Here is an 18,744-nt window from a genome sequence, read left to right on the forward strand (position 1 = left end):
TCGCCGCCAAAACCATCCAAATCGCTCTGAACGACCGAGTTCGACCCTTTTGGCGGTCGTTCAGTTGCGAGCGTCGCATGACGCGATCTGACCCAATCCGGACCTCGCGTGTTGAGACATCAACGTCGCGTGCCGTGCCATAGCAGACCGTCGGCTTAGCCAGAGCAGCATTCGAGTCGAGTGGATCGCGCCCGTGACGTGGGTTAGGTGACGGCTCGATCGCTGTGCTCTCGGGCACAGGCCGGGCAGATCAGCGCGCCGCGGCTGGCAGGCTGATGAAGGGATCATCGCTCAAAGGTGAGATGGTTCCAGCGTCCTGGTTCTGCGAGGCGATGGCCTGCATCACTGGTACAGCTGTGAACGGAACCCCAGCTCCGCAGCGCCGGGCTGGACCAGGAAACGGTCAGCGTGCTAGTATTGTTCATTCAGCAGGAAGCGATATGCTCAGACCACTGTCTGCGGTGGCGTTCTGGTTCGGATTGACGGCGACAGCCGCGATGGCCGGATCCCTTCATGATGCGGCGCAATCCGGTGATGAAACGGCACTCAAGGCCCTGCTCGATGGCGGCGCGGCCATCGACGAGAAAAACCCCACCGGTGAGACCGCGCTGGTCGTAGCCTGCCTCGCCAGCCGGCCGGAAGCCGTCGCCTTTCTGATCAAACGCGGTGCCGATGTCGTGGCAAGGAACAACCGGGGAATGACGGCTTTGCACGGCGCATCCTATGCGGGGTGCGCGGAATGTGTGCGGCAGCTGCTGGTGGCCGGGGCTTCGCCTAGCGATGCTGAGAACCGATTCAAGACGACGCCATTCATCGTCGCCGCCGAAGAAAACCATCCGGACATACTGGCGATGCTGCTGGCGGCCGGTGCGGATTCGGAAGCAACCGAGCGGCACGGCTTTACGGCGTTAACCCGGGCCGGATTCAAGGCGCGGAAGGAGACAATCGCCTTCCTGCTGGCGCGCGGTGGCCGTTGCCAGCCGGCGAAGGTAGCGGGTGGGTGGAGTGGGGAGTGCCTGAAGCTGGCGGCCGAAACGGCGCGTCTACCTTAAGTCTCCAAATGAAAGGACGAGCACCATGAAACGCCTCGGATTGACGTGTCTCTGCATCGCTGCCGTCTGGACCATGCCGGCGCTGGCCGGCGAGGTCAACACCGGCTACTTCGGCAGCGTCGCCATCGAGGGCTACGACACGGTTGCCTACTTCACCGAAAAACGGGCGGTGAAGGGCTCTGAGAAGTTCCAATCGGAATGGCTCGGCGCCACCTGGCAGTTCTCCAGCGACGAAAACCGGAAGTTGTTCGATGCCAGCCCGATGGACTACGCGCCGCAATATGGCGGCCTGTGCAGCGAGGGCGTCGCCTTTAACGAGATGACGGTCAACATCGAGCCGGAGGTCTGGCAGATCATCGACGGCAAGCTCTATCTTTCCGCCGGCGCGGGCTTCGAGGACCTTGCCGCCAACCGGCCCAAGGCGGACACTAACTGGCCGGCCGTGCATGCCGAGCTGCAGAAATAGAACGCGCTATTTGACAGAGAAATAGCGAAGCGTGTCGGGCAGAACCAGCGCGTAGTCCAGGCCGGCGCTCTTGTCCGCATAGACCGCGCCGCAGTGCCAGTGCCCGCGGAAGCTCGCCTCGAATTGCAGACAGAACTGGTCGTTCTCGATTCGCGCCAGCCCGGTCAGAAAGGTGTTGGCGCCGCGATAGGCGACACGGTAGTCTTTGGTGACCTGCAGAAAGAATGGTACTTTTTCGCTGCGTCGGATGGCCGTAACTCCCTGCCAGCCACGACCTACGGCCAAAGCAGTCAGGGCTTCGCCACGAACGCGAACCTGCTCGTTGCCCCGGTAGCCGAGAGGCCATTCGGGAATGCCGGCCTCGGCGAGTAAGGAGAGGTAGCGTGCGAGATCGGAGGGATTGCGAAAAAAGCCAGTGTAGAGAATGCGAATGGCGGCCAAGTTGCCGAATGGTAAATTTGTCAAGAAGGCAGCGAGCTCCCGCGCCTCGTCGGTTCGGCCGAGCGCGGCATAGGTGGCAGCCAGATATTCATGGGTGTTTTCCGAGGTCGGCCAGGCAGCCATAACCGTCTCGAGCTCGGCCCGTGCCAAATCGTATTTCCCAGCCAGCGTGTGCACGATTCCCGCAACCTGAAGAAAGCCGGGCGGCGGTTTCGGGTTCAAGCGCATCGCCTGGGCAAAGGTGTCCACCGCTTCGTCGAGTTCGCCGGAATAGGCCAGCACCATGGCGAGGTTCGCCTTGGCCTCGGCATCGCCGGGATTGAGCGCGACTGCGCGTCGCACCGAGGCGATGGCATCGTCATGGCGGCCGTCGGCCAGTTGGAAGGTGGCAAGCGCCGCGAAGGCCCGCGCATTGTTGGGATCGAGCTCCAGTGCCTTGCCGGCGGCCTCATAGGCGCGCTTGCGGGCGACTGTCGCTGAGAGGATCTGGTCCCCCACGGCCCGCCAGATTTCCGCTAATGCCCGCGCATAGCCGGCATAGGCATCGGCGAATGAAGGATCGAGTGCGATCGCCTTGTCGTAGGCGGCCAAGGCCCGGGCTTGCGTCGTGGCGTCGACGACATAATAGCTTTGCGCTTCGGCGCGCAGAAACCAATCGTAGGCCTCGAGGTTAGCGGTCGGAATGCGCGTCAGCCCAGCCGCTTCCGCGGAGGTGAGCTCCACCGCAAGCGCCGCCACGATCTCGTTGATCACCTCGTCCTGCACGGTGAAGATGTCCTCGAGGCGCCTATCGAACTGCTTGGCCCAGATTTGCTGGGCGGTCTCGGCTTCCACCAGGTTGGCGCTGATGCGCAAGTGGTCCTGGGACTTGCGCACGCTGCCTTCGAGGACGTAGCGAACGCCCAATTCGCCGGCGACCGTCTGGGGGCTGACGGTCTTTCCCTTGTAGGGTAGCACCGAGCCGCGGGCGATGACGAAGAGGCCGGAAAGGCCGGTGAGCTGGGTGATGAGACCGTCGCTCAGGCCGTCGGCGAAGTAGTCCTGGTCGGAATCGCCGCTGACATTGGCGAAGGGCAGGACGGCGATCGACCGCTTGCCGGCGCCTGCCGGATCGGTGGCATCAGGTCGCGGCGCGCCGCTCAGCCAGAGGGCCGCCACGGCCAACCCGACGAACGCGAGCAGCGCCGCGGCGATTGCCGGTAGGGCGAACTTCGGTTTGCGACCTGGGGCCGCTCGGGTGCCGGCCGCCACGCCGTCAAGCGTCACCCGGAAGGCGCGGATCGGCCGGGCGATGTTCTTGACCTCGATTTCGCCCATGTCGACGAACCTGACAGGCAAGCGATCGCGCACCTCGTTGCGCACGGAACGATGCACGCAGATGCCGCCGGGCTCCGCCAGCGCCTGCAGGCGCGCGGCTACATTGACGCCGTCGCCGAACACATCACCACGATCGGCGATGACGTCGCCCAGGTGCACGCCGATGCGAAACGCGAGCTTGCGGGCACCGGGGCTGGCCGCGGCGCGCGCCGCCATATCGCCTTGAATGGCGAGCGCGCAGCGCATCGCCTCCACTACGCTGGGAAATTCGGCGAGGAAGCCATCGCCCATGCGCTTGAAGATGCGCCCCTGGTGCTGCGCCGTTTGGGGAGACAGAACCTCCTCGTCCACGGCCCTGAGATCTCGCAGAGTTCCTTCCTCGTCCTCCCCCATCAGCCGCGAATAGCCGGCGATGTCGGCGGCTAGGATCGCGGCGAGCCGCCGTTCCAATTTGTCTTCGGCCATTGCGATGGACGTTCGAGAGTTTCTGCCGATTTTTCGCTACACTTGCGGCGAACGCTGCGTCATTCCGATATTTACCATGATAGGCCCATCCAAAGCCATCTCCATCCCAGCAGTCTCGAATGAGTTCCGTTGTTGGCCATCAGCAATACGATTCACTAGTTTTCTACCTGAAGCCAACGTACCGCCCTTTTCCCGGCTGGTTCGCGAAATACTCTTCCATCCGCCTTCCGGCCGAACTCGACCGCATGTTACAAGACGGGTAACTGGTCAAATGGGTGGGCTGCCTCCCGCAAGATGATCGAGCTTGGTGGCCAGCAGAGCACGTTTCTGCCGGTGTAGACCTCTATAACTAACCAAGCTGCCGTCAGCGACCGCGCTATAGCGACCAGTTCAGCACCGCCTCAAAATCATCGCGGCAACTTGAACGTCGCCCTTACAGGCGAAATTGGCCGTTCGGCAGTCACCCAATCAATGACAAGTCATGGCGCGGTCCGCTGGTTCAAAAACCTGAGCCACATAAAGCCCGAGGTGAGCGTTGAAAGGCCGACTCGGGTGGAAACCGGAAGTTCGACGCGAACCCAACAGAGAGCTCGCCGGCTGTTCACGGCTGCTCTACTCGCTCAGTCCTCGGACAAGCCGGCCAGAGAACTATCCTTCCAGAAGCGACGCGGGATCAAGGGACGTCGCCTCGCCGGACGTGACGCGCAGGAGAGGGCATCTTTGCAGCCGCGACGATCACTCCGGCACGCCGGAGATGCCCAGCGCCTCGACGTAACGCTCGGCGAACACCTTGTCCAGCCACGGGTTGATCTGTCTCTGCAGAGTGAGCGTGTAGGTCGGGAACGCCTCCATCAGCCGCCGCGTCGCCGCCTGCGCCTCGTCCAGCCGGTTGAGTTTGACCAGCGCCATGATCACCACCCGGTGCGAGGAGCCGTAGTTCGGCATCTCGTGCAGCGCGCGTTCTCCCCTTTCTGGGAAACATTCACTGTCTCAAGCGGCACGGGATTGCGGAAGGTTGACCTGGATGTTGGGTCCATTTCGACGGCCCTCGGCGTCCTCGGAATGCCAGGCCAGACAGCGTATACCGGAATGCTCAATATCGGCCGGCCGAAACAGGGCGAAACATTTGTGGTTGCAGCGGCCAGCGGGCCGGTCGGCTCATTGGTCGGCCAGATCGGGAAATTGCACGGCTGCCGGGTGGTTGGCGTTGCCGGCGGCGCTGAGAAATGCCGCTATGTCAGGGAAGAACTCGGCTTTGACGTCGCGCTGGACCATCATGCTGCCGACCTCGCGGAGCAGTTGCGCTCCGCCTGCCCGGACGGCATCGATATCTATTTCGAGAACGTTGGCGGGCATGTTTGGAATGCCGTGTTTCCACTTCTCAATGATTTTGCCCGCATCCCCGTCTGTGGCTTGGTTGCCCACTACAGTGATGTAGGACCTCCGGCTGGTCCAGACCGTCTGGTTGCGTTCATGAGAGCAGTGCTGACGAAGCGATGGACGGTCCAAGGCTTTATCGTTTCTGATTTCGACGCGCAGATCGACGACTTCCGCAGGGACGTTTCGGCCTGGCTCCAAGCGGGTAAGGTCAAATATCGTGAGGACATTGTCGAGGGACTCGCGAACGCGCCGATGGCCTTCATCGGTCTTCTCAAGGGCCGCAATTTCGGTAAGCTGTTGGTCAGGGTTTCACAGTGAGTAGAAAAGCGTCTCCCAAACCTAGATTGCCGAAACCACATGGAATCGTTCGAGGGCGAATATGCGGGGCGCTTTGCTGTCATCGGTGAAGGGGCAAAGATGACGCATTCACGCCGTGCATCGGTTCGTACCTTGCAACGCCCGTAGCATCTGCCAAGGATACGCGATCTTGATCCGATGGAGCACGGGATGCCGAGCCAAATGAGAAAGCTGACCTTGACCGCGGACCACGTCGCGCGGGTCCACAAGGTCGTTCACGACCAGGGGTTGACGCCAGGTGCCGAGCTACACACCGATGCCGACTACGACAGCTGGGTCGAGCAAATGATCCGAACTCATCCGGCCCCGAAAGCACCGACCCGCCTGTTCGCCTACGGCTCCTTGATCTGGAAGCCGGAGATCGAGCATATCGGTGAGCAGGGAGGCCTCGCTCGTGGGTGGCATCGCGCTTTCTGCTTTCGCATGACCCGTTTTCGGGGCACGCCGGAGCAGCCAGGCCTTATGATGGCCCTCGATCGTGGGGGGCAATGCAGCGGCGTCCTGTACGACCTGCCAAAGGACAACCTCGAACGCCAATTCGGCAAACTCTTTCGACGCGAATTCACCTACAAGCCGGCCAACAGCATGCCCCGGTGGATCACGGTGGCGACCGCTTCCGGGCCTATCTCGGCCTTGGCCTTTGTGATGAACCGCGCGTCACCTCTCTATGCCGGTCGTCAGTCGCTTGAAGCCGTTGCCGATGTCCTGGCCCTGGCCTGCGGTCATTGGGGAAGCGGGGCCGAATACCTGTTCAATACAGTTTCTCACCTCGAAGCCAAAGGCATACATGACAGCAGCCTCTGGCGGCTTCAACGCCTTGTGGCGGAGTTGATAGAGCGAAACCCGGCGGAGCGGAACGTTCTTTGAGCCAACGGAGCGGTCGCTTCAAGCATCCGCAGTTGGCGCTTCTTTCTCCTCCGATCGAGGAAGCTACAAAGAAATCCACCTCTCGCGACCTTCCCTTGTCGCGAAAACTCCCGATCAAAGCGACGGTTTTGCAACTGTCTTTTGCACAGTCGCAGAACTCAATTTTTGTTACGACATTTCCTGCTTCCCGCTTTCCTTCTGATGTCGAACCCAGACGCGCTTCACCTGCGCTTCGCTGCAGCCGGTCAGCTTCGCCGTCCTGCTGATACTGTTGCCGCCAGACCGGAAGACAATAATGCGTTCGTGTCAGCTTGGCGTCCGGCATATTCCCGCCCGCTCCCCCGGCTGAAGGTCCGCGATTAGACGAAGCAGCTCCGGCCGGTCGGCGCGAGCGCCGGATGCCTTCTCGCGGTAGACGCCGGCGATGTAGTACCCGGCATCCCTCGCCTCAGCGATGATCGATTCCTGGCGATCAAGATCCTGCCATTGCGTACTGACCCGCAGATAAACACGAGCAATGTGCATATCCCCCTCCCGCTCGGCTCATTTAGATATACCTCATTGCGCTCTGGCTCAGAATTCGGACAAGCGGATAGCCCCATAGCCTGGGTCAGAAATACGCCGCAGCAACCGCCATGGTTGCGGTGGTCGCGAAACTGCCTATTGTGGGACGGTGCAAAAATCAGACGCAAAACAGCGCTTTAATCCGGGACTTTGCGAAAACCAGGCCGCCGGAATCGACGCTAAGCGGAAGCTCGCTTGCTCCGGGTCAATTCACCGCCATGACCCTGAGCTGCCCTTCAGTCCAGTCTCGCCGTTGCCCGCAATTAACCCATCTCGGCCATTCGCGGCATAGCCAGAATGACTGAGTTTTACCCTAGTCTTCCTCCCGAAAATCCTGCAGCGAGGCATGGCGCAGATTCTCCTCGCCGTGGAGATGCTTCACGCGGCCGATCAGCCCCGGCTTGACCCATTGCGTCGCCGGCCGTTTCATCCCGTTTGGCGCAGGCCCAGAATGCTCCTGTACGCGCTCCCAGAGGCGTTCCCGCATCTCCCGGTTCAAGGTGATAAAGGCGCTCCCGACATAGCGTCCTGTGCCACGCTCGGCCATTAGGGCGAAAGCCGGCTTTCCGGGTTCACGCTCGACGCCGAGCAACTCGTATTCATCGATGCTGTAAGCCTTGGAGCCAAGCCGTCGAATTGCCGCTCCGGTATTTGCTGTCCTTGCGCCTCGACACCATGCCTTCGAGCCCCGCCTGGTCTATCAGGTGGAAGATCGCCTTAGCCTCGCCGGGAAGCGCCTGGCTGAATTGGATACGGCCACCGTCCGGGATCATCTCGGCAAGGATCTCGCGGCGGTCCTCCAGCGCCATGTCGCGCAGGTCGTGACCATTGAGATGCAGAAGATCGAAGGCGACGAATAGAGGTCGTGCTGGCGTCGAGTGATGGCTTTCCGCAAGGCTCCGAAGTCAGACAGGCCAGTCTCGTACGACGATCTCACCGTCGATGATGGCGCTTTCCACGTCCAGTTCAGCGGCGGCCTTTGCGAGGGCGATGCCGATGGCGAAACTGTCCGAAGGCGACACGATCACGATGACTGGCGAGGTGACGCTTGTTCACGATGACGGGACCGTCACGGTTCGGCTTCACGGCTACGACGTTCCGGTGACGACGCGCGGGGAACGCCTCGCCGAAATACCGGACCTCTCCACCGCGTCCGCCCTCGGCAATCGCGACAGCATGCTTGGCTTTCGACACATCGACACCGACGTAAAAAACGTTATTTTGCTCCATGGCCCGTCCTTTCTTCGCTTGGGGCTCGGCTGGGCACTCCCGAGCAACCCCCGTTTGCTTAACAGCTGCGAAGACTAAGGGCGGACCGCCGCTCAGACCACGGTCATAACGTCTAATAGCCATCGCAACCTTACCCGCCAAATCGTCCTTGTTGCGCCAATATTTGACGAGCTTCTTTTCATACAGCTTTCGGAATCTCTCGAGTTTGGCCTTTTTCTCGAACTCGACCTTTTCCGCGGCCCACGTCTTGCGAGCACCGCCTTCGAGCAAAAACGCCACGGTAGGCACGCCTTGGGCGACCGCGTACTCGTACTCCATCTGGGTGTAGCTCTTACCCTTCAACTCTGAGCCGTACCGCTCTGCTACGATGAGTACGTAGTAGTCGCTGTCATCGATGCGCCGCTTAATGTAATCCCATTGAGTGTCGTCGCTGGCTTGGAATGCCTCCCATCCCCACAGGAATATGCCCGAGGTTAAGAACGGCCTCGATGACCGACCGTCTTTCGTCCACCAAATCGGCATAGGTCGAGCTGACGAAGATTTGGTATTTAACGTCCATGCGGCTTCACCCTTCGATCCGCCCTTGTAAGTCTGCAAGCAGGCTGGGGATAACGTTCCGTGCCCGCATCAAGAAGCCGAGTCATGATTCTTGCAAGGGGTGAAGCGATCAAAACCCGACCCGCGGGCTGGCACGCTAGGTTGCCCGGTTTGCCGGAAGGAATAATCACTTGCGGCCGAGGAGTATGAAACGTGCGGTGCCCCCCGCCGCAGCGACAGCCTTCGCTATTCCTTCTTGTCGACCAGCGCCCGTAGTGCCGAGACGTCATGCAGCAATAACCTGCTGCCGCGCTTTTCGATCAGGCCTCTCTTCGCGAGGTCGCTCATTTCGCGCGAGACCGCTTCCCTGTGCGTGCTCATCGTTGCCGCCAGCTCGGAATGCGTCGGTGCCGGGCTTATGGACACCTCGCCATCCACGAGTGCGGCTTTCTCCGCCCGATGCAGGAGCTCGACGATCAGCCGTTTTCGCACGACCAGAGTGCTGTATTCGAATACCCGCTCGGTCATGCGCCGGAGCTGGGCAGACAGATGCTCAAGCAGCATCCAGGCAAAAGTCGGGTGGGTCATCACGATATCCCGGAATGCTGTGCCGGACAGCCGTGCAGCGCGGGTTGCCTCCAGCGCGACTACGCTGGCAGAGCGTGCAATCCCGTCAATGCCTCCGAGCTCCCCGAAAATGTCACCCGGTTCGACATCGCGATACGCTATCTCCCTGCCGTCCGCTGAAACCAGTGTCACGCGAGCCCGTCCTTCCAGCAGGAAGAAGACATCGCGACCAGTGTCGCCGTGGGAAATGATTAGCTCGTTGTGTCGATAGCTGCGCTCGTGCCACCGTTTGGTCAGCGCGGCGAGGTCGGCATCGCAAAGTCTTGAGATGAAGGCCAGAGAGCCTGTCACAACGGTCTCTTGTTCAATCAAGTGTACTTCACCTTACTCCCTATCCAAGGAAATTTGATGGCCGCAGGCCCCGCTTTCCGGGATGCAAACTGGGAGCGGATTTCGCCAATGTTCTCCCCGGTGTGGGAATTCCCACAGCCGAGCCTGGTTCGACTGTCATATCCTTGTTGCAACGTCAGGCCCGCCGGCTCGTGTGCAAGCCGGCGAAGGGAAAGGGAACAGTCATGAAATTCTTGGCTCCCGTCACAAAACTTGCTGCGGGGTTTCGCAAATTCGTCGCGCCGCGCTACCGCCCGGAGCTTTATTACATGCGTGGCCCGGGGCCAGCCACCGCCCGCCGTATGGGCACGCCGCGGCAAAACCAATCCATCGACCACTACGCCTAACTTGCCTCGCGGACGGCTGACGCTCTCGCCCGGAGTGCCGTTCGCGCCGTTCCGTACCGGTCAATTCAGATCAATGAAGGGACGATCTGATCATGGTTATAATTCATGCTGCCGCCATTGGTCCATTTCGCATGTGTTTACGCCTCCGCGCCGAGCGAAAAGCTCTCTTGTCGGCAACGGACCAGTTGAGCCGTTTACCCGATGACGTTCTTGGCGACATCGGCATCTCACGTGACGAAATCATGTGCGCTTTGCGAAGCCGCGCCATCCGTCATGCGGAGGCAGGCGCGGCCGGCACGACGATCGAGCGCACCAGGATCGCTTGGGCCTCGATCCCGAAACGGTTGGCCGCCGGCAGTGGCTACGCCTCGGCCGAGATCCCCTTTGGCTGGTCCACGAGCGCGCGATCGAGCCTTACATCGCGGCTTCGACAAGCAGCGGCGCGCGGACGGGATCTTCGAACGGCACTACACCTGCGACCCCAAGGACTGAATGTTGACCGACGGGAGCTGGGGAGGATCTCAAAATGATCATGTCAGTTGTTAAGTCCCTCGCGCCTGTGACGCTCGGCACCGTGCTGATCGCAATCAGTCCGGCTTCATTGTCGGCTTCTGACGCTCAGGACCTCGCGTTCGCTCACGCTGACATGCAATCAAACAGCTGAAAGACGTCTATTTGGATTGCGAGCGGGGAGGCCGCCGGTGCGCTGGGGACGGAAGACGTGATGTACTGTTCGATGCGCGAGTTCCGACTAGGCGCGAGATAGCAGTTTGCGCATAATCAACGATGCATGGCCTTCTGCACCGTGCGACGCGGCCCTGCGATCGACCACTTCGAACCATGTTTGCGGTAAAAGGCCATTGCCCGGTCGTTTCCCTCGAGCACTTCGAGTGCGATGCTCGGGATGCCGGAATGGGCGGCAAAGACAGCGTGCAATATATTAGCGGCTAGCCCGGTGCCGTACTCGCTTTGATCGATGTGGAGCCGGTCAAGCATGACGTCGCCGGCTTCATTCATCTTAGCCATCGCGTAGCCGGCAATCGAGCCGTCTGGCCGTTCTGCCACGAACGACATTTTGTTGGTGTCTGTCAGTTCCGCCGCAATCCGCTGCAGCGTGTGATCTTCATCCGAAATCCGGGCCGCGGTCTCGGCACCCATGATTGGCGAGTACGTCCTGCGCCAAGACTCTCCAATGAGCAGCGATACCGACGGCACGTCCTGCTCAGTCATGGCTCTGATTTGCGTCATCGATAACGTCCCCTGATTTCCTATTGCAGCCCCGAACCGGACGGACAGCTACCGGCCCCAACACCGGTCGTTCACACCAACCCCACCCTGAAATCCTCCAGAACCTGAGCCAGCCCTCGCGCGCCGAGAAGGGTCATAACACGCTTCGCCTGAAGCTTCGGTACCGCGCGATCGTAAATGGCAAGACTGGTCGCCTCATTGAGGCGCGACGGATAAATGATCCCGTCGGGCTCAGATGGGTGCTCGTGAAAGGCCAGTGACCACCGGCGTGCCAGGTTCTGGCGCTGTGCCCGAACGATATCGGTCGGCACACCCATCCGAACGGCATTGTCGCCTCTGAGGTCGACCAGGCGTAGGTCTGTCGTGGTCGCGATCTCCGCATAGCGCCGTCGGATCAGCTCCACCTCCTCTATTTGAAGATCGTCGACAAGCCCTTCGCGGCGGTCGCGGAGCACGGTCTCTAGGAAGCACACCTTCAGGGAGTCGCCGAGGTAGAGAACGCCGAAGCGGTTGGCAGAAACACGACGCCGCGGATCGCTGAACCGGCTCGGTGGCTTCCCTTACCCCAATGGATCAGGATAGGTGCTCCAGTAGATGCGACCGAACGTCTGGTCTCGATCTCGAGCTTTGCGCGCGCGAAATCGGATGGAGGTGGAACGCCGGGCATTCAGTCGAAATCGCCCCTGGCCGTGCCTTCGGCCGCGGCCAAAACCGAGGCGTCATCGCCTTGTTGAAGGGCTCGAAGGCCGGTCCGCCCATCGAGGGCGCCATGGCGCGACACCAGAAACCGATAGACGGCCCAGGCGTTATTGCCCAACATGGCGTGCAGCGCCGGCAAAGCGCCGAAGGGACGACCGTCCTTGTCGAGTTGCCAGACAGGAAAGCGGAAACCGCGTTTGGCGCCATCGATCCAGAGCACCTGACCGCTTTGCCGCCTGGCGTTGACCGTCACCCGCGACGTGCCGAGCAGCTTGGCAAAGGCATCCGCGCTCAGCATGTCCTCCCCGGCGACAATTTCGGCGACACGCTTGCGGCCACGCGCGCGCGATTCGTCAAGTGCCGCCTCGAGTTCGGCATCGGGCTTGCACGTGTCCTCGACGGGAAAGGTATCGTCCGAAGCGATCGGTTGCTCCTCGACCGGTGTGATCGTCTGCACATCGGCCGCCGAATCGACCTCTACCCGGAACGATACGCGGTGGCCGATCTTGCGGCTGCGTGCGATCGCTTCCTGATAGCGTTCAAGTAATACCTTCTTGAAGTCTGCCTGTGCCGGAAGCTTTGTGGTGAACCTCAAGGTGGCGACTCCCGCGTGCGATGCGGTCCCGCCATGATTGCTGCGTTTTGGAGCGGCCATGGTGAGAACCTCCTGCTGACCAATACGGTTGCAGAGCGCAAGTTCGTCAAGTTCGATAATTTCGTAAAGTTATAGCGAATTGCTGTGGAATAAACAATTCCCCATGCGCGAAACCTCCCCTGCCCGTCATCTCGCGCAGCCCGAGCTCGCCGACCAGGTTGAGCGCGCCTTGTTTTGTCACCTTTAACCTGTCCTGGATCATGCGGGTGAGCTGACTTTCGCGTTGTGGCCGCGTCGCCGGACAGCCGATGCCGGACCGCCTTGGTTATGGAAAGGGTTGATTTTCGAGGGAGCGCAATGCATATTTCGCCCCGCCGCAGGCGTCCGAACGGGGAGAGTACGATGAGAGCGTCCATGTCCAACAAGAAAGGAGATCACAAACAGGACATGAAGCGTAATGCAAACACGACTGCGAAGCGCCGCCCTGCAAGGAGGCACGTCCCGTAGCGACCGGAAACCCTGGCTGCCGAGTGCAGCGAATATCGGCCCAACGGCTGAAATCGATTCAACAGATAAGCCGATTCCCAGAACGCGACCTACGCGCAGCAAGCCGTATTCGCGTGCCAGGAAGTTCCTGTCCTATTACAGGCCGCATCTGCCGCTGCTGGCGGCCGATCTCGCCTGCGCGCTGCTGGTTTCGGTGACAGCGCTCTTCCTGCCTCTCTGCGCCAGCTACGTCACCAAGCATCTGGTCCAGCTTCCCGACGCACCGGAAGCCCTCAATCAGATCTATTTGATGGGCGGGGCCATGCTAGCCCTGGTGGCGGTGGAACTGCTCGGCAGCCTGTTCGTCGACTATCAGGGCCACGTCATGGGCGCGAAGATCGAGAGCGAGCTGCGTAAGGAGCTGTTCGAACACTGCCAAAAGCTCGCGTTCAGCTTTTACGATCGCCAGCGGGTCGGCCAGTTGATGAGCCGCATGACCAACGACTCGTTTTCGTTAGGCGAGCTCTTCCATCACGCACCTGAGGATATGGCGATCGCGGTTTTCAAATTCGCGGGCGCAATCCTCCTCCTGGCCTATATCGACCTGCCGCTCACCTTGCTTATTCTCGGGGCTACGCCCTTTGCAGTGCTCTACGCGTTGCATTTCAACCGCCGCATGAACCGGGCGCTAAGGCTCAGCAAGGAGCGGATCGCGGCGGTCAATGAACACATCGAGGATTCGCTCGCCGGTATCCGCGTTGTCCAGTCCTTTGCCAATGAGGAACTCGAGATCAGCCGCTTCGACGAGGAGAATGCCCGTTTTCTTCAGAGCCGCAGGGAAGGCGACAGGAGCGAGGCCTTCTTCTCGGTCGGGAACACGACCTTCGCACAGCTTATCACGGTCGCCGTCATCGTCATGGGCGCCGTCCGGGTCGTCAATGCCGAGCTCGGCGTTGCGGATATGCTGACCTTCCTTCTGTGCGTCGCGGTGCTCGTCGATCCCGTCAAACGCCTGGCAAATTTCGTGCGGCTCTGGCAGGAGGGTTACACCGGCTTCAGTCGGGCGATGGAGATCCTGGAGGTGGAGCCGGAGATCGTGGATCGGTCGGGTGCCTCCGACATCGCCCGCCCGTGCGGCGCCCTGGCGTTTCGCGATGTCGGCTTCCGCTACGAAGAGGACGGGCCACATGTTCTCAAAAAACTGTCCTTCGATATTGCTCCCGGCGAGTTCGTGGCCCTCGTCGGCGCCTCCGGCGTCGGCAAGAGCACCTTATGCGCGCTGATCCCGCGCTTTTACGAGGTGAGTGAAGGCGCGATCCTGATCGACGGTGCCGACATCCGCGACATCAGCTTGAAGTCACTGCGGCAAAGCATCGGTGTCGTGCAGCAGGACGTCTATCTGTTCGCCGGTACGGTGGCGGAAAACCCCCGCTACGGGCGGCCGGATGCGTCGGAAGTCGAAATCATCGCGGCGGCAAAGGCGGCCAATGCTCACGATTTCATCATGGCGCTCTCGAATGGCTACGCCACGGATATCGGACAGCGCGGTGTGAAACTGTCCGGGGGCCAGAAGCAGCGCCTCACCATCGCCCGGGCGTTCCTCAAGGATCCAGCAATCCTGATCTTCGACGAGGCTACGAGCGCGCTTGACAATGAAAGTGAGCGGGCCGTCCAGGCCGCATTGCTCGACCTTGCCGAAGGGCGGACGACGATCGTCATCGCCCATCGGCTTTCGACCGTTCGCAATGCGGACCGGATCCTGGTGCTGACCGAACAGGGGATCGCCGAACAGGGGACCCATGAAGCCCTGATCGTTGCCGACGGAGCCTATGCCCACCTCTACAAGGCGCAGGCCAGCATCTAATCGGCGTGCGCATGGAGGAGCGCGAAAGAACGACCCCGCTGCGGACTTCCGCTAGCCGATAGATCTGGTCCGGCCGAACTCGGAATATGGATTCCGCTGATCAATGCAAAGGAGAGCCTGGCGAACATAGGGAATCGTTTTCTTGCGGCAGATTGCGGAGCGGCCACCTGGAATCGATGAATCCGCCCTTGGCGGAATGTCTAGATGGCCTGCGTGAGAGCATGGCGTTGTTCGCTCTTGTTCAGCCCGGCCCTGCAGCGGTGACGGAGCGCCGGATGTTCCAGCAAATCGAGCATGAACAGCGTCCGTTCAATCTTGCCGATCTCCTGGAGGGTGATGTCCACTTGGTTCTAGCGTTCGTAGGCGGCGAGCTTCCTCAGCATCACCGACGGCGCGGCGTGGCGACCAGGCGCATCACCTCATCCCAATGTTCGCGGATGAGTCGGCACGGATGCGAAGCGGCGCGATCTTTGGATAGACAGCGGGATGTTCGATTGGGATCAGCCGGCGATCGGGAAAGTCGCCCAATCTGGGGCAGAAGCGGAAACCGAGCATGGCGCAGAGCGCGAACACATGATCGGTCGCGCCGCCGGTATCAGTAAAATGTTCAGCAATCGAGAGATTGCTAACGTGATGCAGCAGGCCGTCGAGAACGTAGGGCGCCTCGTGTGTCGCTGCCGAGATGACCTTGACGTGATAGGGTCCATGCTGGTCGGAGACATGGGTGTAAAAGCTGAAGCCGGGATCGACACCGTAGCGCGCGTTGACGTCGCCGCCCGCATGTTCGCCTCCGTGTTCCGACTCATCGTTGACCCTACATAAACCGAACACACTGCTTTCTGTAAGCACTACCCTTCCAGCTAATGCCCCATTCAGCCGCACAGCAGGCCGCAACTGCACCAATGAGATTGTGAAGCCGGAATCCGCGTCCGTCACTCGGTGGACTGAGCGCCTAGACAATTCCCCACGCGCGAAACCTTCCCCTGCCCGTCATCTCGCGCAGCCCGAGCTCGCCGACCAGATTGAGCGCCCCCTGTTTTGTCACCTTTAGCCGCTCCTGGATCATGCCTGCCGAGACGAGTGGCCGTGACAGCACGAGTTCGACCACGTCGGACAGTTTGGAGCTGGCGCGGCGGTCGCGGAGTTTTCGCTCCATCTGGCTTTTTGCCAGCACCAGCCGATCGTGTTCCTTCAGGCCGACCAGCGCGGCGTCGTGGATAGCATCGAGGCAGGCCAGCAACCGGTCGGACCGATTGCGCGCTCGCCGCCGCTCGCGCGGAATGTTTTTGGCGCCGAGATGCAGGCAGGCGAGATGGTTGGCGGCAAGACCTTCCTGCCGCAGCAGCGCGGCAATCAGCAGAGGCCCGAGCCAAGCGGCATGCTGCAGCACCTCGATGTCCTGCCAGAATAAGTCCTGCCATTCCGCGAGGCGTTCTTCTTCATTCCAGTCGAGATCGTAGATCAGGCCGTTTTGCGGCTCCGGCCGGTCACGTTGTGACGTTTCCTCCTTTCGACCAGGTACGTCGGCGCCGCCGAGAATCTTTGACGAGCGCGCCAGGACGGCATCGATCTCGGCAAATTCTTCGGCCAGCAGGTCGTCCTCAGCGTCATCCCGACCGCCGGCTTCAACGGGGTCGGCGCCCTCCCCGTCCCGGCTTTTTGGCCCCGATGCCGGCATCGCGCCGCCGCGGCCGGTCAGCGCCAAAAAACCGTCGCGGCTGAGCGCCCAGTCCGGCTTCTGCGCAAAAATCCGCCGGCGGCACCGCATGTGCGCGGGTGAGTTCGTGGGTCGGTGTGCGAATGTCCATATGGGCGTCGTGCAGGACAAGGTCCTCGAGGTGCACGAGAGGGGCAGCGGCCGCGTCAGCAAAATGCTGGCGTTCGACAAAACCGTCGCGGACCGGTGAGCGAGCGACCCGCTCGTCGAGGCGGACCAAAACCTCGGTCGCGCGGGAAACCGGCCCGATCAGGGTCTTCAGGGACAAGTCGCTGATGTCGTAAGCCATTGGTTTCATGATAGTTGATTCGCCATAGTCAAGCTATCTGGATGTTAGGTTGACTTGCAGGGGATTTTCTCTGGCGGCCTTCTCACTATCGATAATCACCTCTTATCGATACTTAAACAATACAATCAGACAGTCCAATTACTATTTCATTGGCTCTCTCCCGCCGAGACCCATCAAGAACAAGACTGCATTTTTCCGATCATTGCCTTTGGACCCCAGACTCGTGGTTTTCTGCTATGCCGCATGCCGTCGATAGTAGAAGAAGGCGTCGTCGATAGTGGGTGTTGCGATGTAGCGGTCTCCCGCTACCAAGTTTCTGCTAGTAAATTCAACATCTTGATTGGAAGGATACCTTGGCAAGGGGTCCTTTCATGTCACACCATGTTGCAAGCTGCTACCGTTGATTTCCAAGAGTTTCCTGCGACTATCGGCAGGTCCACGCGACATGGACGTGACATGGATGGGTGGCCGCGAAGGGGATATGCTGCTTGGCCTCGGCGGTCGTAGAGAGGGCAGGATGACGTTTGATGAAGCCATTGTTGGAGGCGAGGCCCTTCTGCAGGAATCAATCCTGCAGGAAGCGCAAGAAACGCTGCAGCTCGACTTCAAGGGTTCGGCCGTAGGAAAGCCGGGCGCGCTCTTCAACGACGAAGGAAAGCTGACAAAGGACGGGCGCCGTTCACTCGCAAAGGCCATGTCTGCCTTCAGCAACTCGGCTGGGGGCTTATTGTCGTCGGCGTAGACTGCAGGGCGAATTCAATGGTGTCGATTCTGCGCTGGCGCTAGATCCGGTCCCGAATTGGGAAGCAGCCCTTAGTGCCGTCAGCTCTGCGGTTGGAGATCTGCTTCAGCCAAAGAACGACGGCATTAGGGTCAACGGCTTCGGTTCTGTCAGCGACAAGACGGCGGGGTATCTCGTGATTGACACACCTCGCTCCAAACGCCGTCCCCACATGTGCAACATGACGAAGCAGTATTTCAAGCGGTCGGCTTCGAGCAGCTACGCGATGGAGCACTTCGACATCGAGGATGCTTTCGTCGAACTGCCACGCCTGATATTGAACTCGAGACTGAATTCTCTCGCCGCTCGATCAGCCGGTCAGGAGGTGAAGCCGCCACCGCTGGCATTCAAATTCGGCTCGGGATTCGAAACGTCGGAGCTGTGACGGCAAAGATGATTGTTCTGCAATTGGGACAGAGGCTCGGGGGAGTTCCGCTTGGCCTTGGTCATCCTTATGAACGTGATTCCAATGCGATATCGAATTACGGAGGCTCCACCACTATCGCGACGCCTGGCGAATTTGTTGTCCATCCTGGCCAATCGCGTTTTTTTCAGATCCTGAATTACAGCGTAGGCAGGGATGACGAAGGCAATAGGGTAGTCGAAAACCTGCCCCTCTCGCAGTCTTTCGTAGATTTGCCGTACTCGCTTGGTGCAGAGAACATGGGAATGCGCTCCGGTAACCTCAAGTTCATAGCGGCTGAGTTATGGGGCGATCCTCCTTTCCTCGACCGACGGTAAGCGAGGTAAGGATGCCTGCCCTGGAAGATGTGGTAGTCGGTTCTGCATATCCCGACATAGGCGACATTGATCAGTGCCCCAGCCTTCCGGCGGAGTGCCTGGTGCCTGCTGCTCCTCGAACATCAGCCTACCGGGCTCGGCGCATCGGACGACTTTGATGGTGGGGTTCATGAATGTAATTTCACCCTTCGCTAAGCTGGAGTCCGGCAACAGGAAGTGGGGGGGGGGGGGGGGGGGGGGGCCGCCCGCGGGGGGGCACGCCCACCCGGTCCGGGCCGCCGGGGACCGCCGCGGCGCCCCCCCGCTGCCCCGCCGACAAAACACCGCGGCCCCCCGCCGCAGGG

General features: G+C 60.6%; 15 protein-coding genes and 5 pseudogenes. 7 read left to right on the forward strand and 13 right to left on the reverse strand.

Going from position 1 to position 18,744, the window contains the following annotated elements; all coding sequences use genetic code 11:
* Positions 1 to 440: 440 nt before the first annotated feature.
* Both NKJ08_RS34795 and NKJ08_RS34800 read left to right on the forward strand, forming a co-directional pair.
* A complete protein-coding gene (locus NKJ08_RS34795) occupies positions 441 to 1,052 on the forward strand; it encodes an ankyrin repeat domain-containing protein (RefSeq protein WP_352531776.1) in 612 nt (203 codons plus the stop codon).
* A 25-nt stretch (positions 1,053 to 1,077) separates the two neighbouring features.
* On the forward strand, positions 1,078 to 1,518 hold the full coding sequence (locus tag NKJ08_RS34800) for a YHS domain-containing (seleno)protein (RefSeq protein ID WP_352531774.1): 441 nt from the start codon (positions 1,078 to 1,080) through the stop codon (positions 1,516 to 1,518).
* Positions 1,519 to 1,524: 6 nt separating this feature from the next.
* Here NKJ08_RS34800 and NKJ08_RS34805 read toward each other — a convergent pair whose 3' ends face one another.
* Together NKJ08_RS34805 and NKJ08_RS34810 are read right to left on the reverse strand one after the other, a co-directional pair.
* Complete coding sequence (locus NKJ08_RS34805) at positions 1,525 to 3,741, reverse strand: adenylate/guanylate cyclase domain-containing protein (RefSeq protein ID WP_352531772.1); 2,217 nt, start codon at positions 3,739 to 3,741, stop codon at positions 1,525 to 1,527.
* 735 nt (positions 3,742 to 4,476) lie between these two features.
* Positions 4,477 to 4,686, reverse strand: coding sequence for a hypothetical protein (locus tag NKJ08_RS34810; protein ID WP_352780020.1), 210 nt, complete (start codon positions 4,684 to 4,686; stop codon positions 4,477 to 4,479).
* A gap of 27 nt (positions 4,687 to 4,713) precedes the next feature.
* Between NKJ08_RS34810 and NKJ08_RS34815 the strand changes: the two are divergent.
* Positions 4,714 to 5,439: pseudogene (locus NKJ08_RS34815) on the forward strand (NADP-dependent oxidoreductase); the annotation flags it as partial.
* Positions 5,440 to 5,640: 201 nt separating this feature from the next.
* On the forward strand, positions 5,641 to 6,345 hold the full coding sequence (locus tag NKJ08_RS34820; RefSeq protein WP_352531768.1) for a gamma-glutamylcyclotransferase: 705 nt from the start codon (positions 5,641 to 5,643) through the stop codon (positions 6,343 to 6,345).
* A gap of 306 nt (positions 6,346 to 6,651) precedes the next feature.
* On the opposite strand, the gene NKJ08_RS34825 is transcribed toward NKJ08_RS34820, so the two are convergent.
* The 5 genes and pseudogenes from NKJ08_RS34825 to NKJ08_RS34850 form a co-directional block, all read right to left on the reverse strand.
* Complete coding sequence (locus tag NKJ08_RS34825; RefSeq protein ID WP_502900747.1) at positions 6,652 to 6,870, reverse strand: recombinase family protein; 219 nt, start codon at positions 6,868 to 6,870, stop codon at positions 6,652 to 6,654.
* Between the two features lie 352 nt (positions 6,871 to 7,222).
* Positions 7,223 to 7,501: a hypothetical protein gene (locus NKJ08_RS34830; protein ID WP_352780019.1), complete on the reverse strand. Its 279-nt coding sequence runs from the start codon at positions 7,499 to 7,501 to the stop codon at positions 7,223 to 7,225.
* A gap of 7 nt (positions 7,502 to 7,508) precedes the next feature.
* Complete coding sequence (locus tag NKJ08_RS34835) at positions 7,509 to 7,748, reverse strand: ATP-dependent DNA ligase (protein WP_352785709.1); 240 nt, start codon at positions 7,746 to 7,748, stop codon at positions 7,509 to 7,511.
* A gap of 517 nt (positions 7,749 to 8,265) precedes the next feature.
* Positions 8,266 to 8,661, reverse strand: a pseudogene (locus NKJ08_RS39170) (DUF4062 domain-containing protein); the annotation flags it as partial.
* Between the two features lie 261 nt (positions 8,662 to 8,922).
* Positions 8,923 to 9,594 carry a Crp/Fnr family transcriptional regulator gene (locus NKJ08_RS34850; protein WP_029356805.1) on the reverse strand — a complete coding sequence of 224 codons (672 nt, stop codon included), beginning with the start codon at positions 9,592 to 9,594 and terminating at the stop codon, positions 8,923 to 8,925.
* A gap of 224 nt (positions 9,595 to 9,818) precedes the next feature.
* Between NKJ08_RS34850 and NKJ08_RS34855 the strand changes: the two genes are divergently transcribed.
* A complete protein-coding gene (locus NKJ08_RS34855) occupies positions 9,819 to 9,980 on the forward strand; it encodes a hypothetical protein (RefSeq protein ID WP_167522729.1) in 162 nt (53 codons plus the stop codon).
* A gap of 780 nt (positions 9,981 to 10,760) precedes the next feature.
* Here NKJ08_RS34855 and NKJ08_RS34865 read toward each other — a convergent pair.
* The 4 genes and pseudogenes from NKJ08_RS34865 to NKJ08_RS34880 all read right to left on the reverse strand — a co-directional run bounded on the left by NKJ08_RS34865 (position 10,761) and on the right by NKJ08_RS34880 (position 12,784).
* Entirely contained in the window at positions 10,761 to 11,228 is a 468-nt protein-coding gene (locus tag NKJ08_RS34865) for a GNAT family N-acetyltransferase (RefSeq protein WP_352531760.1), read from the reverse strand.
* A gap of 71 nt (positions 11,229 to 11,299) precedes the next feature.
* Positions 11,300 to 11,719, reverse strand: a pseudogene (locus tag NKJ08_RS34870) (RES family NAD+ phosphorylase); the annotation flags it as partial.
* 176 nt (positions 11,720 to 11,895) lie between these two features.
* Positions 11,896 to 12,582: an XRE family transcriptional regulator gene (locus NKJ08_RS34875; protein ID WP_352531758.1), complete on the reverse strand. Its 687-nt coding sequence runs from the start codon at positions 12,580 to 12,582 to the stop codon at positions 11,896 to 11,898.
* Positions 12,583 to 12,628: 46 nt separating this feature from the next.
* A complete protein-coding gene (locus NKJ08_RS34880; protein ID WP_502900746.1) occupies positions 12,629 to 12,784 on the reverse strand; it encodes a helix-turn-helix domain-containing protein in 156 nt (51 codons plus the stop codon).
* Between the two features lie 195 nt (positions 12,785 to 12,979).
* Here NKJ08_RS34880 and NKJ08_RS34885 point away from each other — a divergent pair, with 195 nt between their 5' ends.
* Positions 12,980 to 14,872 (forward strand): ABC transporter ATP-binding protein, encoded by a 1,893-nt coding sequence (locus NKJ08_RS34885; RefSeq protein WP_352780018.1) that lies wholly within the window; start codon positions 12,980 to 12,982, stop codon positions 14,870 to 14,872.
* Between the two features lie 203 nt (positions 14,873 to 15,075).
* On the opposite strand, the pseudogene NKJ08_RS34890 reads toward NKJ08_RS34885, so the two are convergent.
* Both NKJ08_RS34890 and NKJ08_RS34895 read right to left on the reverse strand, forming a co-directional pair.
* Positions 15,076 to 15,655: pseudogene (locus NKJ08_RS34890) on the reverse strand (Tn3 family transposase); the annotation flags it as partial.
* 169 nt (positions 15,656 to 15,824) lie between these two features.
* Positions 15,825 to 16,878 (reverse strand): annotated as a pseudogene (locus NKJ08_RS34895) (RHE_PE00001 family protein).
* 445 nt (positions 16,879 to 17,323) lie between these two features.
* On the opposite strand from NKJ08_RS34895, the gene NKJ08_RS34900 reads away from it, so the two are divergent.
* A complete protein-coding gene (locus NKJ08_RS34900; protein ID WP_352780017.1) occupies positions 17,324 to 17,620 on the forward strand; it encodes a hypothetical protein in 297 nt (98 codons plus the stop codon).
* Positions 17,621 to 18,744 lie beyond the last annotated feature (1,124 nt).

Source organism: Mesorhizobium sp. M0244 (assembly GCF_040321795.1).
Lineage (GTDB): Bacteria > Pseudomonadota > Alphaproteobacteria > Rhizobiales > Rhizobiaceae > Mesorhizobium.